The 14,937-nt window shown below is 62.9% G+C and carries 13 protein-coding genes; 9 read left to right on the plus strand and 4 right to left on the minus strand.

Going from position 1 to position 14,937, the window contains the following annotated elements:
* Window positions 1-186: 186 nt before the first annotated feature.
* The 3 genes from VPH40_RS00435 to VPH40_RS00445 are packed head-to-tail and all read left to right on the plus strand — an operon-like array spanning window position 187 to window position 3,750.
* Window positions 187-1,068, plus strand: a complete 882-nt coding sequence (locus VPH40_RS00435; protein WP_289898362.1) for an alpha/beta fold hydrolase — start codon at window positions 187-189, stop codon at window positions 1,066-1,068.
* Window positions 1,069-1,107: 39 nt separating this feature from the next.
* Window positions 1,108-1,458 carry a RidA family protein gene (locus VPH40_RS00440; protein WP_034784210.1) on the plus strand — a complete coding sequence of 117 codons (351 nt, stop codon included), beginning with the start codon at window positions 1,108-1,110 and terminating at the stop codon, window positions 1,456-1,458.
* Window positions 1,459-1,497: 39 nt separating this feature from the next.
* A complete protein-coding gene (locus VPH40_RS00445) occupies window positions 1,498-3,750 on the plus strand; it encodes a RelA/SpoT family protein (protein ID WP_099664369.1) in 2,253 nt (750 codons plus the stop codon).
* A 140-nt stretch (window positions 3,751-3,890) separates the two neighbouring features.
* Here the strand turns inward: VPH40_RS00445 and VPH40_RS00450 are convergent, their stop codons facing one another.
* From VPH40_RS00450 to VPH40_RS00460, 3 genes are all read right to left on the minus strand, one after another.
* Window positions 3,891-4,841: a cation diffusion facilitator family transporter gene (locus VPH40_RS00450; protein ID WP_176375388.1), complete on the minus strand. Its 951-nt coding sequence runs from the start codon at window positions 4,839-4,841 to the stop codon at window positions 3,891-3,893.
* A 116-nt stretch (window positions 4,842-4,957) separates the two neighbouring features.
* Window positions 4,958-5,833 (minus strand): pirin family protein, encoded by an 876-nt coding sequence (locus VPH40_RS00455; protein WP_328572303.1) that lies wholly within the window; start codon window positions 5,831-5,833, stop codon window positions 4,958-4,960.
* Between the two features lie 57 nt (window positions 5,834-5,890).
* Window positions 5,891-6,490: an FMN-dependent NADH-azoreductase gene (locus VPH40_RS00460; protein WP_099664366.1), complete on the minus strand. Its 600-nt coding sequence runs from the start codon at window positions 6,488-6,490 to the stop codon at window positions 5,891-5,893.
* 124 nt (window positions 6,491-6,614) lie between these two features.
* Here VPH40_RS00460 and VPH40_RS00465 point away from each other — a divergent pair, with 124 nt between their 5' ends.
* The gene (locus VPH40_RS00465; RefSeq protein WP_077403254.1) at window positions 6,615-7,520 is read left to right on the plus strand and encodes a LysR family transcriptional regulator; all 906 of its coding nucleotides are present in this window, start codon (window positions 6,615-6,617) and stop codon (window positions 7,518-7,520) included.
* Window positions 7,521-7,537: 17 nt separating this feature from the next.
* Here the strand turns inward: VPH40_RS00465 and asd are convergent, their stop codons facing one another.
* Window positions 7,538-8,386, minus strand: coding sequence for an archaetidylserine decarboxylase (gene asd / locus VPH40_RS00470; RefSeq protein ID WP_251349155.1), 849 nt, complete (start codon window positions 8,384-8,386; stop codon window positions 7,538-7,540).
* A 284-nt stretch (window positions 8,387-8,670) separates the two neighbouring features.
* On the opposite strand from asd, the gene VPH40_RS00475 reads away from it, so the two are divergent.
* The 5 genes from VPH40_RS00475 to VPH40_RS00495 all read left to right on the plus strand — a co-directional run bounded on the left by VPH40_RS00475 (window position 8,671) and on the right by VPH40_RS00495 (window position 14,895).
* On the plus strand, window positions 8,671-10,854 hold the full coding sequence (locus VPH40_RS00475; RefSeq protein ID WP_328572304.1) for a TonB-dependent receptor plug domain-containing protein: 2,184 nt from the start codon (window positions 8,671-8,673) through the stop codon (window positions 10,852-10,854).
* 118 nt (window positions 10,855-10,972) lie between these two features.
* Window positions 10,973-12,211, plus strand: a complete 1,239-nt coding sequence (locus tag VPH40_RS00480; protein ID WP_099668119.1) for a DEAD/DEAH box helicase — start codon at window positions 10,973-10,975, stop codon at window positions 12,209-12,211.
* A 67-nt stretch (window positions 12,212-12,278) separates the two neighbouring features.
* The gene (locus VPH40_RS00485; RefSeq protein ID WP_328572305.1) at window positions 12,279-12,896 is read left to right on the plus strand and encodes an LON peptidase substrate-binding domain-containing protein; all 618 of its coding nucleotides are present in this window, start codon (window positions 12,279-12,281) and stop codon (window positions 12,894-12,896) included.
* 142 nt (window positions 12,897-13,038) lie between these two features.
* A complete protein-coding gene (locus tag VPH40_RS00490; RefSeq protein WP_046684938.1) occupies window positions 13,039-13,782 on the plus strand; it encodes a DNA-binding protein in 744 nt (247 codons plus the stop codon).
* 126 nt (window positions 13,783-13,908) lie between these two features.
* The gene (locus tag VPH40_RS00495; protein ID WP_305055165.1) at window positions 13,909-14,895 is read left to right on the plus strand and encodes a chemotaxis protein CheB; all 987 of its coding nucleotides are present in this window, start codon (window positions 13,909-13,911) and stop codon (window positions 14,893-14,895) included.
* The last annotated feature ends 42 nt before the right edge of the window (window positions 14,896-14,937 follow it).

A 14,937-nucleotide genomic window follows, 5' to 3' on the forward strand; every position in this document is an offset into this window, starting at 1 on the left:
CGCGCGAGGCAACCGGCAAATCGCCGGTTTCTTTGTTTTTTACTACCAAATAACGACGCCGGACAAAACCGTAGCGAGCGGAAGGGAGTTGTGGCCGAGAAGCGCAACCGTACTTTGGTACGGTGAGCATCGCAGGCCGCAACCACCGACGCGCAGTAGGTTTTCTCCGGTGTTATAAGGAATCGCATGATCGAAGCCAGCATCAAAACCGTCCAGTGCATTTCCCCCGCAGGCTTGCACACCATGTCGTATAAAGAGTGGGGCGCGGCGGACAATCCGAACGTGCTCGTCTGCGCCCATGGCGTGACGCGCGTGGCGGACGACTTCGACAACCTGGCGCGCGCCATGGCCAGCGATTACCGCGTGATCTGCCCCGACGTGGTGGGACGCGGGCGCTCGGGCTGGCTGGCCAACCCGCAGTTTTACCGCGTGCCGCAATATGTGAGCGACATGGTGACCCTGCTGGCGCGCGTGCTGGCCAATGGCGAGCGCCAGACGGTGGACTGGTTCGGCACCTCGATGGGCGGCTTGATCGGCTTGGGCCTGGCATCGTTGCCGGACAGCCCGATCAGCAAGCTGGTCTTGAACGATATCGGCCCGACACTGGCGCCGGAAGCCTTGCAGCGCATCGGCGACTACATCGGCCAGGACCTGCGTTTCGAGACATTCGAGCAAGGCGCCAGGTTCGTGCGCGACGTTTCCGCCAGCTTCGGTCCGCACACGGACGCGGAATGGCATAAACTGGCGGTGGATGTGTTGCGCCAGGATAAGGATGGCCACTGGCGCCGCCACTATGATATGGGACTGGCCATGCCGTTCCGCTCGGCCACGCCGGAATCGGCGGCCAGCGACGAAGCCATGCTGTGGGCCGCGTATGATGCCGTGCGCTGCCCCACCTTGCTGGTGCGCGGCTCGGAATCCGATCTGCTGTCGCACGAGACGGCCACGCGCATGCTGGGCCGCGGCCCGAAGGCGGAACTGGTGGAAATCGCCGGCGTCGGCCATGCGCCCACGTTCGTGCACGACGACCAGATCGCCATCGCCCGCAAATTTTTGCTGGGCAAGTAATACCGCTGTACAGATTTTGAAACAACCGAAAGAAGAAGCATGGAAATTACACGACTGCACGTAGGCAAACGCCTCTCCGAAGTAGCCATACACAACAACACCATCTACCTGGCTGGCCAGATCGCGGAAGACACCACGCAAGGCATCGTCGGCCAGACGCGCGAAGTGCTCGGCCACGTCGACCGTCTGCTGATGGAAGCGGGCAGCGACAAGACTTGCATCCTGTCGTGCCAGATCTACATCGCCGACATGAAAGATTTTCCCGGCATGAATGAAGTGTGGGATGACTGGGTGGCTTCCGGCCACACGCCGCCGCGCGCCACGGTGGAAGCGAAGCTGGCCAATCCGGCTTGCCTGGTGGAAATCGTCATCATCGCTGCAGAGCGTTAAGTTATTCAGTTGTTGAGTTATTAAGTTTAAAGGTATTACATGGTTTCCATCTCGGCCCCGAATAGCGTCACCTCGGAACAACTGGTAGAGGGCTTGAGTGCGCCGGACAGCGCGCGCGTGCTGGACGCGCTCGCGTATGCCACCGAAGCGTATGGCGACAAGCTGACCTTTGCCGGCCGCTCCGCGCTGGAGTTCGCCCTCGGTGTGGCCACCACGCTCGCTTTCCTGCGCAGCGATGCGGAAACGCGCATCGCCGGCCTGATGTTCGAGCTGACCCTGCTGGAACCCGACACGGCAGCCGATATCGAGCCGCGCTTCGGCAAGCAGGTGTGCGACCTGGCAACAGGCGTGCGCCAGCTGATCCGCTTGCGCGCGCTGACCCAGGCGCAGCATGGCAGCGCTGGTGGGCGTGGCAAGAATGCGGCGCAGCAAGCCGTGGCCCAGGTGGAAACCCTGCGCAAGATGTTGCTGGCGATGGCGTCCGACATGCGCGTCGTGCTGGTGCGCCTGGCTTCGTGCGTGACCACCTTGCGTTACTTTGCTGAACTAAAACTGTTCAATGAAATGACGCGCGAGTATGGCAAGGAAACGCTGGACCTGTACGCGCCGCTGGCCAACCGCCTCGGTATCTGGCAGCTGAAGTGGGAACTGGAAGATTTGTCGTTCCGCTTCATCGAGCCGGAAGCGTATAAGCGCATCGCCAAGATGCTGGAAGAAAAGCGCATGATGCGCGAGGGTTTTGTTTCCTCGGCGATCTTGCGCCTGCAGACGGAGCTGGCCTCGGCCGGTATCCAGGCGGAAGTGTTTGGCCGCCCGAAACACATTTACAGCATCTGGAATAAGATGCGCGGCAAGGAGCTGGACTTTACGGCCCTGTACGACGTGCGCGCCTTCCGCGTCATCGTTGCCGACGTGAAAACCTGCTACACGGTGCTGGGCGTGGTCCACAATATCTGGACCCCCATCCCGAAAGAATTCGACGATTACATTTCACGGCCGAAACCCAACGGTTATCAATCGCTGCACACGGTGGTGACGGCCGAGGATGGCCGGCCGCTGGAAGTGCAAATCCGCACGAATGAAATGCATAGCTTTGCCGAGTACGGCGTGGCCGCGCACTGGCGCTACAAGGAGGAGGGCGGTTCGAACTTTGCCGGCCAGAAATACGACGAAAAGATTGCCTGGCTGCGCCAGTTGCTGGCGTGGAAAACGGAAGTGGCCGACGCCGTCGTGGGCCAGGAAGAAATCCAGCGCGAATGGGTGGAAAAGCTGAAATCCGCCACCCTGGACGACCGCATCTTCGTCATGACGCCGCAGGCGCGGGTGCTGGAATTGCCCGTGGGCGCCACGCCCGTCGATTTCGCGTATCACTTGCATACGGACGTGGGCCACCGCTGCCGTGGCGCCAAGGTCGACGGCATCATGGTGCCGTTAAATACGCAATTGAAGAATGGCCAGACCTGCGAAATCATCACGGCCAAGGGCGCGCCGGGCACGGCGGGGCCGTCGCGCGACTGGCTCAGCGCCGGATACGCCGTCAGCACGCGCACGCGCTCGAAGATCCGCGCCTGGTTCCATGCCATCGACATGCAGGAAACCCTGGCCCACGGCCGTGCGCTGGTGGAAAAATCCTTGCAGCGCGAAGGCAAGACGGCCGTCAACCTCGAAGCGTTGGCGCAAAAGCTGGGCTTTGCGAAAGTCGACGAACTGTTCCTGTCGGTGGGCAAGGATGAATTCAGCCTGCGTCACGTGGAGCAGGCGCTGCACGACAATGGCGAAGTGGTGGTGCCGGAAGACGCCGTGCTGGTCGGCAAGAGCCGCGCGTCCAGCGTGGAGCAGGGCGCCAAGTCCGGCGTGCTGGTGGTGGGGACCGAGGGCTTGATGACGGTGCTGGCCAAGTGCTGCAAGCCGGCGCCGCCGGACAGCATCGTCGGTTTCGTGACGCGCGGCAAGGGCGTCTCGATTCACCGCGCCACGTGCAAGAACTTCGAGGAAATGCGCGCCAAATCGCCCGAGCGCGTGATCTTCACGGAATGGGGCAGCACGGGCGGGCACGACACCGTGTATCCGGTCGACATTTTCATCCTGGCCGGCGACCGCCAGGGCTTGCTGCGCGACATCTCCGAAATCTTTTCGCGCGAAAAGATCAACGTGATCGGCGTCAACACCCAAAGCGCCAAGGGCCAGGCCCGCATGACGTTTACGGCCGAGATCAGTTCGACGGCGCAGTTATTAAAAGCGCTGAATGTGATCAAGGACGTCAGTGGCGTGCTTGAGGCACGTCGTAGCTAACGCCTGACCAAACCTACTGCGCGTCGGTATAGGCGGCCTGCGATGCTCACCGTACTAGAGTACGGTTGCGCTTCTCGACCACCTCTACCTTCCGCTCGCTACGGTTTTGTCAGGCGTTGTGACGCTTGTTGAACCTGGTGTTAATGCGTCTTGTCGCTCGCATGCAGCCCCGCCATCGTGGCCGTCTCCGGCTGCAGGGTAATGTGGTCGATACCGTGCTTGCTGAGTAACATTTTCTTGATCGCGCGCAATACCTTCGGCCAATGGTCGAGGTGCTCGATTTCCACGTGGCCGATCAGGGCCGGCTGGCCCGGCGACATGTCCCACACGTGCAAGTCGTGCACGGCAATCACGCCGTCCACTTGTTCCACGTCCGCACCCACCTGGATGTAGTCGATATGCATGGGCACGCCTTCCATCAGGAAATGGTAGGACTCGCGCAGCACGCCGAATGTCGACTTTAAGATCAGCAGCGACACCAGCACGGACAGCAGCGGGTCGATCTGCATCCAGCCCGTGAAGTAAATCACGGCGCCGGCGACGATGGCGGCGACCGAGCCCAGCAAATCGCCCATCACGTGCACGAGGGCGGCGCGCGTGTTCACGCTTTGCTTGTCTTTCGACAATACCCACGCCACGACGATATTGATCGCCAGGCCGATGAAGGCGACGATGAAGACCATGCCGCCCTTCACGGGTTGCGGGGAGGAAAAACGCAGCGCCGCTTCGTAGCAGATCCAGCCCACCACGCACAGCATGGCCAGGCCATTGACGAAGGCGGCCAGCGCCTCGGCGCGGCCAAAGCCGAACGAGTGGCGCGGCGAAGGAGGGCGGCGCGCGATCAGTTGCGCCAGCAGGGCCAGGCCCAGCGCGGCCGCGTCCGTGACCATGTGGCCCGCGTCGGAAATCAGGGCCAGCGAATTGGACAGGAAGCCGGCCGCCACCTCGATGCCGGCAAATGACAGGGTCAGCCCCAGCGCCCACGCGAGGATACTCTGGCTGCGGCCCTCGAACGAGTGGGTGTGCTTGGCATCGCCCTTCAGGTGGGCGTGCAAATGGGTGGCGTCGTGTTCGGTGTGCGTCGGCTGCATGGAATGCTTTGTGGAATGATGTTGCCGCCAGTGTAATTGAAAAGCAACAATATAGTCGGCACGAAAAAAAACCTGCAAGCCCGGAGGACTGCAGGTTTTTGATGGAACAGGCAACTTTATTGCGCCGCCGTCTCGCCAAACTTGCCTTCACGGAAATCCTGTACGGCCTGGAACACTTCTGCCTGGGTATTCATGACAAACGGGCCATATTGCGCGATCGGTTCGTTCAAGGGCTGGCCGGCGACGAGGATCACGCGGCCGCCTTCGGGCGCCTCGATGCGCACGCCGTCGGACCCTGGCGTGTTGGCGAAAATCGCCATGCGCAGGGCGGGCACGGCCTTGCCATCGACCTGCACTTCGCCACGGAAGGTGTACAGGAAGGCATTATGGCCTGGCGGCAAGGGCTGCTCGAAGCTGGCGCCGGCCGGCAAGTCGATGTCGAGGTACAGCGGTTCCGTCAGCTCGCGCTGCACGGCGCCCGTCACGCCATGGCTCTCGCCTGCGATCACTTGCACGGTCACGCCCGCGGCCGTCGTGTAGCGGGGGATTTCGCTGTTGTCGAAGTCGCGGTACCACGGCGTGCGCATCTTGTCGCGCGCGGGCAGGTTCAGCCACAGCTGAAAACCTTCCATCACGCCTTCTTCCTGTTCCGGCATTTCCGAGTGGATCACGCCGCTGCCGGCCGTCATCCATTGCACGCCGCCCGAGGTCAGCAAGCCTTCGTGGCCCGCGCTGTCCTTGTGGCGCATGCGTCCCGTGATCATGTACGAGACGGTCTCGAAGCCGCGGTGCGGATGCTCGGGGAAGCCGGCGATATAGTCGTTCGGCTTGTCGCTGGCAAAGTTGTCGAGCATCAAGAACGGGTCGAGGCGGCGCTGCAGCTGCTGCGTCAGCACGCGGTTGATCTTCACGCCGGCGCCATCCATGACGGCCTGGCCGGCGATCACGCGCTCGACGGCGCGTGGCTTGTTGACGGTGGTGGTATCGCTCATTGTTCTCTCCTCTAGGCCAGGACGGCGCCAGTGCGCCGCCCCTTTCACTGCTGGGGATTACACCAGGATGGCGTTGATCTCGGCGTCCGCCTGGGCTTGCGCCTTGGCCACGGCTTCCGGGCCCATGCCCATGCCTTCCGAATACACGTATTGCACGTCGGTCAGGCCCAGGAAGCCGAACATGGTGTTCAGGTAAGGCACCTGGCTATCGTTGGCGCTGTCGCGGTGCAAGCCGCCGCGGGACAGGCCCACGTAGACTTTCTTGCCGGTCAGCAAGCCCACGGGGCCGTTTTCCGTGTACTTGAAGGTGACGTTGGCGCGGGCAATCGCGTCGAACCAGCTTTTCAGTTGCACGGTGATGCCGAAGTTGTACATGGGCGCGCCGATGACGATCACGTCAGCCGCTTGCACTTGCGCAATCAGCGCGTCGTCCAAGGCGATGCGGGCCGCTTGCTCCGGCGTACGCTTGTCCGCTGGCGTGAACAGCGCTTGCAGGGTCGGCTCGTCGAGCACGGGGTGCGGTGCGGCAGCCAGGTCGCGGCGCACCAGGGCGGCGCCGGGGTTGGCCGCTTGTACGCGGGTAACGATGGCGTCAGCCAGGCGGGTCGAGGCGGAACCGGTGCTGCGGGCGCTGGAATTGATTTGCAGGATGTTCATCTTGTTTCTCCGTTGTGAGGTGTCTTGCGATGGATGAACTATAGCAATTCCAAAATTGATGCGGAAGCCGTTAAAATGGATAACATTAATCCATTCATGGAACAATCGAACGTAAAGGTCAGTGATGGATATCGATCCCGGAGATTTGCTGCTGTTCGCCCGCGTCGTCGAATGCGGCAGTTTCTCGCGCGCCGCCGTGCGCGTGGACTTGCCCAAGTCGACCCTGTCGCGCCGCATCTCGCTGCTGGAAGCGAAATTGGGCGAACGGCTTCTGCTGCGCACCACGCGCAAGCTGGCGCTGACGGAGTTTGGCGCCAGCCTGCTCGAGCATGCGCGCAAGGTGGTGGAAGAAACGGAGGCGGCCGGCGCGCTGGCCCAGCACCGCCAGGCAGGCCCTAGCGGCTTGCTGCGCATTTCCATGCCGGCCGATTTTGGCGACACGCTGATGCGCCAGGTGCTGGCCGAGTTCGTGCGCCGCTATCCGGCCATTTCGCTGGAACTGGACTTGTCGGCGCGCCGCGTGGATTTGCTGGAAGAGAACTTCGACCTGGCCATCCGCATGGGCAACTTGCCCGACGATGCCAGCCTGGCCGCACGCCGCGTGGCCTTCAGCACCCTGGCGCTGTATGCCTCGCCGCAATACACGAGCGTGCACGGCTTGCCCGAGCATCCCGACGATCTGTATGGCCACGATTTATTGAGCTTGCCACGCGCCGTGCATGGCCTCGTGCACTGGACTTTGATCCGCGGCAAGACGACGTGGGAGCGGGACTTGCCCGTGCGCCTGCTGGCGAACTCGCCGGAATTGCTGGTGCGCATGGCGTGTACGGGCGTGGGCATCGCGGCCAGCACGGACCGCTTTGCCAAGGCGTATGTGGCGACGGGGGAACTGGTGCGGGTCTTGCCGGAATGGAGCTTTCCGCTCGTCACGGGCTGGGCCGTGTTTCCCGGCCGGCGCTTGATGCCGGCCAAGACGCGCGCGTTTCTGGACTTGATGGAGGAAATGTACCGAACCGACGCGCCCGTCTAGGCGCGCGTCTTGTTGCCTTACTTTGGCAGCTTGCCCATGACTTCGCCCAGCTGCACGGGGCCGGCCGGTTGCCAGCTGGCATTGAAATCGACCGTGTTTTTCGGGAACAGCATGACGACGGTGGAACCGAGCAGGAAGCGGCCCAGCTCGTCGCCTTGTTTCAGCACGACATTGTCGTTCGCATAGCTCCAGTCGCGAATTTCACCCGTGCGGGGCGGGTTGACGACGCCGTGCCAGACGGTGGCCATGCTGCCGACGATGGTGGCGCCGACCAGGGTCATGACGAAGGGGCCGTTGGCCGTGTCGAACACGCAGACGACGCGCTCGTTGCGGGCGAACAGGCCGGGAATGCCGCGCGCCGTCGTCGGGTTGACGGAAAACAGTTCACCGGGAACATAAATCATGCGCGTCAAGCGGCCATCGCAGGGCATGTGGATGCGGTGGTAGTCGCGCGGGCTCAGGTACAGATTGGCAAAGCTGCCGTGTTCGAACTGGGCCGCCAGGGCCGCATCGCCGCCGACCAGGGCCGTCGTGCTGAAATGGTGGCCCTTGGCCTGGAAGATCTGGTCCTTGTCGATCGTGCCGAACTGGCTGATGCGGCCGTCGACGGGGCAGACGTAGTCCGCTTGCGCCAGCGGACGCGCGTCCGGGCGCAGCGCGCGCGTGAAAAAGTCGTTGAAGCTCGCGTAGTGCGTGATGTCCGGGTCCAGCGCCTCATCCATGTTGACGTTGTAGCGGCCGACGAACCAGCGGATCAGGCGCGTCGTCATGGCGCCGCCCTTGGCGCCGGCGATCCGGCCGGCAAAATTGGTCAACGCTCCCTTGGGCAGCAGATATTGAGGCAAAACGGCAAGACGGTCAGACACGATGGGAAGCCTTTGACGGGGTGATGGGAACAATGATGAAAACGCATTATAGCGGCGATGTGGCGCGCAATGATATGTACCGTATGCAAGGGGGCGTAGCGCAGCCGGCTACCGAATTTAATTTGCCATAGGAAATATTTTCAGGAAACTGTGCCACGCGGAAAAAATTACAGCACAATACAGCGGCCTGTTTTTTAGCTTTTAGCCATTTTTATTCAGCCAACTTTTTTAGCCAGGTCATGATGCCACGCCGTTGCCTTCGCCTTACCATCCTTTGTTCCTCCGTGTTACTTGCCTGGAATGCCCAGGCCCAGCAATCCGAAACGCCAGCCGCGGATGCCGCCGCCGCGCCGCTGAAGGCCGAGAAGGCCGAAAAATCCGCCGCTCCCGCCATGCAGACCGTCGAAGTGAAGGGCAGCGGCTACGATCCGCGCCGCGACGATACGGCCAGCAAGATGATCGTGGGCAGCGAGGAAATCCTCAAATATGGCGACACGAATGTCACCGACGTGCTCAAGCGTTTGCCCGGCATTACCGTGTCCGGCGCGGCGGGGCGCTCGGGCGGCGAAATCCGCATGCGGGGCCTGGGCAGCGGCTACACGCAGATATTGCTCAACGGCGAGCGGGCGCCGGCCGGTTTTTCGCTCGACACCCTGTCGCCCGACGTGATCGAGCGCATCGAGATCTTGCATGCGGCCAGCGCCGAATACAGCACGCAGTCGATCGCCGGCACCATCAACGTGGTGCTGAAAAAGGCCGTCAAGACGGCGCAGCGCGACGTCAAGCTGGGCGTGGGGGGCGGGCGCGATGCGTTTTCCAGCAATGGAAACCTGCAATTGTCGGACAAGGATGGCATTTTTTCCTATTCGCTGGCGGCCTCCTTTTATCGCTACGACTATCACTATGCAAACCCGGCACGGGACCTGGGCTATGCGCCGGAAGGCCAGCAAAATCTGCTGCGCAGCAGCAAAGGCACGGGCGACGGCCGTTCGGAAGGCATCAATATGTCGCCGCGCCTGAACTGGGCTTTTGCCGGCGGCGACAATCTGACGGCGCAATTTTTCCTGAATGTGGGACGCAACGAAAGCCGTACGCACAGCCGTACCGACACGCTCATGGGCTTGCGGCCGGACTACGATACGAATGACAGCGACGGCGGCAACCATTATGTCTTTGGCCGTACGGATCTGACCTGGGTGCGCAAGCTCGATGGCGGCGCCAGGCTGGAGCTGGGACTGCGCGTAGGCCTGAGCAATAATTCGTCCGATAACCATCCGCTCGGCCATATCGATGGCGTGGGACTGGCGCTGGACCGTAGCGCGCGCGTGGATGCGTCGGAAAAGAGCGTGTCGTCCACCGGCAAGTATTCTTCGCCGCTCATCCCGGGCCATGCCTTGTCGATGGGCTGGGATGGCAGCTACGGCAAGCGGGATGAAGAGCGCTGGCAGCGCGAGCTGGCCTTGCCGGGCGGGCGCCCTCCATTCAACGTCGATGAAGACTTCAATGCCGACATCAAGCGCCTGGCGCTGTATGCGCAGGACGAGTGGGAGATCACGCCGCGCTGGTCAATGTATGCGGGCGTGCGCTGGGAAGGCATCGATACGCGCAGTATCGGCAATACCTATGACGAGGTGCAGCAGCGCAGCAGCGTCTGGAGCCCGCTGCTGCAAACCTTGTGGAAATTGCCTGATACCAAGGGCGACCAGGTGCGCCTGGCCTTGACGCGCACCTACAAGGCGCCGGCCACTTCCAGCCTGATTCCACGCCGTATGATGTCGACGAACAATAGCCAGACCGAGCCTGACCGCGAAGGCAATCCGAACCTGAAGCCGGAGCTGGCGCTGGGCATCGACGCTTCCTACGAACATTACTGGGCCGAAGGTGCCTTGCTCAGCGCGCGCGCCTCGGCCCGCCGCATCGATGGCTACACGCGCCAGGGTTTGTTATATATCAATGAGCGCTGGGTATCGACGCCCGTCAACGACGGTCGCGCGAATACGCAGACACTGGAACTGGAAGCGAAGTTCCCGCTGCGCGCCGTGCTGGCCGCGCCCGTGCCGGCCATCGACCTGCGCGCCAGCGTCAGCCGCAACTGGTCGCAGGTGGAGCACGTGCCGGGACCGGACAACCGGCTCGACCAGCAAACCCCCGTCAGCGGCAACTTTGGCCTCGACTACAAGACGCCCGATGGCATGCTTACCACGGGCGGCAGTTTCAATTTTCGCAATGGTGGCCCCGTGCGCATCACGGAGCGCCAGAGCGCCTACACGTCGCCGCGGCGCGATCTCGACATTTATGCGCTGTGGAAATTCGATGCGAAGAACCAGTTGCGCCTGGCCGTGTCGAACCTGCTGGCGCAGGATTTTGAAAGTACCACCACGTATGCGGATGCCAGCGGCACGATCGTGCGCAACAACATTTCGCCGAGTTCGCCGCAGGCGCGCGCGACCATGGAAATGAAGTTCTGATGGCGATGTTTTAGTCGTGAAACCCCGGCCAGCATCCCCGCTGGCCTATAATCTCGGCAATTGCGCGCACGGCCCGTCCGTGCGCGCCACCTTTTCCTTTGCCAAGATTGCTTTTCCCATGACGTTTTCCTCCCTCGGCCTGATCGATCCCCTGGTCCGCAAACTTGACGAGCTCGGCTATGCCAAGCCCACGCCCGTGCAGGCGCAAGCGATTCCTGCCGTGCTGGCCGGGCGCGACCTGATGGCCGCCGCCCAGACGGGCACGGGCAAGACGGCCGGCTTTGCCGTGCCGCTGCTGCAGCGCCTGACCCTGGAAGGCGTGGTGGCGCCCCAGTGCGTGCGCGTGCTGGTGCTGGTGCCCACGCGCGAACTGGCCGAGCAAGTGTATGCGAGCTTCCGCAGCTATGGCGGCAACTTGCCGCTGCGCAGCTTTGTCGCGTATGGCGGCGTGCCCATCGAGCCGCAGATCAGCAAGCTGCGCAAGGGCCTCGACGTGCTGGTGGCCACGCCGGGCCGTTTGCTCGACTTGCAGACGCAGGGCGCCGTCAAGTTCGAGCAGGTGCAAACCCTGGTGCTGGACGAAGCGGACCGCATGCTGGACCTGGGCTTCGAGCGCGAACTCGATATATTGCTGATGACCATGCCCAAGCAGCGCCAGACCCTGCTGTTCTCGGCCACCTTCTCGGACGCCATCCGCGCCATGGCGAAAACCATGCTGAAGGATCCCGTCTCGGTGGAGGTCAGCGCGCGCAACAGCACGGTCAAGGCCGTGAAACAGTCGGTGATCGTGTGCGACAAGAAACGCAAGCCGGAACTGTTTTTGCACTTGCTGAAGAAAAAGCGCTGGGGCCAGGTATTGGTCTTCGTCAAGACGCGCAAGGGTGTCGAGCTGCTGGTGAACACCTTGCTGGAGCAGGGCGTGCGCGCCGATTCGATTCACGGCGACAAGACGCAGCCGAACCGCCTGCGCGCGCTGGCCCGCTTCAAATCTGCCGAGGTGCAGGTGCTGGTAGCCACCGACGTGGCTGCCCGTGGCCTCGATATCGATCAATTGCCCGTCGTCGTCAATTTCGACTTGCCCACCGTGGCGGAAGATTATATTCACCGCATCGGCCGCACGGGCCGCGCGGGCGCCTCGGGTGAAGCGGTCTCGCTCGTTTGCGCCGACGAGGTGGAATTGCTGTCGGCCGTGGAAGCGCTGACCCGGCAAACCCTCAAGCGCAACGAGGAAGCCGGTTTCGAGGCCGAGCACCGCGTGCCGGGCACGTCCGCCGGCGGCACGATACAGAAAAAGGCCGTGAAGGTGCTGGCGCCGAAGGCGGCGGAGCGGGCGAAAAAACGCCGCTTCTACAAGTAAGCGGGGAAGTTGGCCGGGCAGGGCAAGGCGCGCAGCACGGATATGCCATTCGTGCCATCATGCGCCTATGACCTCGATACCTTTGTTCCCGCTCAATACGGTGCTGTATCCCGATGGCTATCTGCCCCTGCAGATCTTCGAGGTACGCTACCTGGACATGATACGTCAGTGCATCATGGGCGAGCAGCCGTTCGGCGTGGTGCAGCTGCTGGACGGCGCGGAAGTGCGCAAGCCGGGCCAGCAGGAAACCCTGGCGCCCGTGGGCACCCTGGCGCGCATCGTCGACTGGGCTGCGCCCCTGTCGGGTTTGCTGCAAATCAAATGCATGGGCATGCAGCGCTTTCACATCGTGTCCAGCGAGCAGCTGAAGTACGGCTTGTGGGTGGCGCGGATCGAAACTCTGGCGCCCGACAAGACCATCCCCATCCCGCAAGAGCAGCAGAACGTGGCCGACGCGCTCGGCGCCCTGATCCGCACCTTGCAGGAGCAAAAGATCCCGCCTGAGCAAATGCCCCTGCAGCCGCCATACCGGCTCGACGAATGCGGCTGGGTGGCGAACCGCTGGTGCGAGCTGCTGTCGCTGAACGCCATGCAGAAGCAGCTTTTACTGAGCCAGGACAATCCCGTGCTGCGCCTGGAACTGGTGCAGGATATGCTGACGGAAAATGGCTTGCTGGAAGAATAAATCAGCCGAAGCCGCATGTTTGCACACGCTTCCGTTGTGCAATTGCAATTTCTATTGAGAAATACTTTACGCTTTGCCGCCGCTGGCATAAGATAATGCCCCTGGGCAAGATTGCCCTGAGCAATATTCAAGAGTAAACGACATGGCAAAAGTAAGCGCGGAACAGATCAATGCGGCAATGGAAGCGATGGCGGGCGAAGGCCAGGCCATCACGGTGCGCGCCTTGCGCGAACGGCTGGGCAACGGCGCCTGCCTGGGCACCATCAGCAAGCTCTTGCAGCGCCGCAAGGCGGGTGCGCAGCGCCAGATCGCTGCCGCCGCCGAACTGTCGCCCGTGCTGCAGCAAGCCATCCTCGATTATGTAGGACAGGAATTAAGCGCCAGCCACAGCGCGCATGAAGCCGAGATGAACGACAATCAACAGGAATTGATGGACCTGGCCAGCGAGAACGAGCGCCAGCAAGAGTTGCTCGACTTGCAGGCCGGCGAGCTGGAAACCTTGCGCGAGGAGCTGGAACGGGAGCGGCAAGTGGCGAACCAGGCCCGCACGGACCTGGCCAAGGCGCAGCTGCGCCTGGAAGGCTTGCCGCGCCTGGAAGAGGCGGCCGAGCAGGCGCGCATGGACCTGGCCAAGGCGCAATTCAAGCTCGAAGGCATCCCGCGCCTGGAAGAGGCTGCCGAAGCGGCACGCGCCGAACTGATCCAGGCCCAGCTGAAGCTGGAAAGCCTGACGCGCGTGGAAACGGAACTGGCGGCCGCGCGCCTGGAACTGGAAGCGGAACGCGAAGAGCTGGGCGAAACGCGCGCCGAGCTCGATGAAGAGCGCACCTTGCGCATCAAGGCCCAGCAATTCATCGTCGATCCGATTTTCAAGACGCCCGTCTGACGACGCCTGGCCCCGATGCGTCCCAGGGTGACATGGCGTCATGCGGCCCTGTGTTAGGCGGCGCACGGAATCGCGATGCAAGGCGCCGCAGAATAACTGCTGGACCTGAGCGCGAAAGGGGCCGGCATGGAAACGCTGATCGTCATGGGCGCCTCGGTGGGCGGCGTGGAAGCCCTGTCCGCCATCTTTTCCGCCTTGCCTGCCAATATGCCGGCGCCCGTGCTGGTGGTCGCGCATGTGGGGCGGCGCAGCAGCGTCTTGCCCGAGATTCTCGCTAAAACCTCCGCCTTGCCCGTGCGCTTTGCCGAAGAGCGCGAACCCGTGCGCGCGGGGCGCATCCTGCTGGCGCCGCCGGACCGGCATATGCTCGTTGCCAACCTGGCTGGCCAGGCGACGGTCGGGCTGAGCCGGGGCCCCAAGGAAAACCATACGCGTCCCGCCATCGACCCGCTGTTCCGCAGTGCCGCCGCCGCTTTCGGGCCGAAGGTGGTGGGCGTGATCCTCAGCGGCTATCTCGACGATGGCACGGCAGGCTTGCAAGCCATCAAGGCTTGCGGCGGCAAGGCGCTGGTGCAGGAGCCGCAGGACGCGGTGGCGCCGTCGATGCCGCAAAGCGCGATCGAGCATGCGGGGGTGGACTGGCGCTTGCCGGCCGCCGAGATCGGCCCGGCCCTGCTGGCGCTGGCCAGCGGCACACCGGCCCGCGCCGCGCAGCCCTTGCCGCCCGCGCCCCCATGGATTGCCGTGGAAAACCGTTTTGCCCGGGGAGTGGGAAATATGGACCAACTGGAAAAAATTGCCACGCCATCGACTTTCACCTGTCCCGAATGCCAGGGCACGCTGTGGGAGCTGCACGGCCAGCAGCCGCAGCGTTTTCGCTGCCATACGGGCCACAGTTTCACGGCGCAAATGCTCGGCGAGTTGCAGCATGACAAGGCGGAAGACGCCATCTGGGCCGCCGTCAGGGCACTGCAGGAAAAAGAACGGCTGTACCTGAACCTGGCCGCCAAGGCCCAGGCCTGGCTGCATCCGGGCACGGCCAGCGAATATGCCGCCAAGGCGCGCCAGGCGGGCGAGCAGGCCGATGTACTGAAACGGACCTTGCTGGCTTAAAATAGCGCACTGCCGCGCCATGCCGCGCGGCCCCTGATCGCA

Origin of the sequence: Janthinobacterium sp. P210005, from assembly GCF_036231865.1 — a bacterium.
Lineage (GTDB): Bacteria > Pseudomonadota > Gammaproteobacteria > Burkholderiales > Burkholderiaceae_D > Janthinobacterium > Janthinobacterium kumbetense.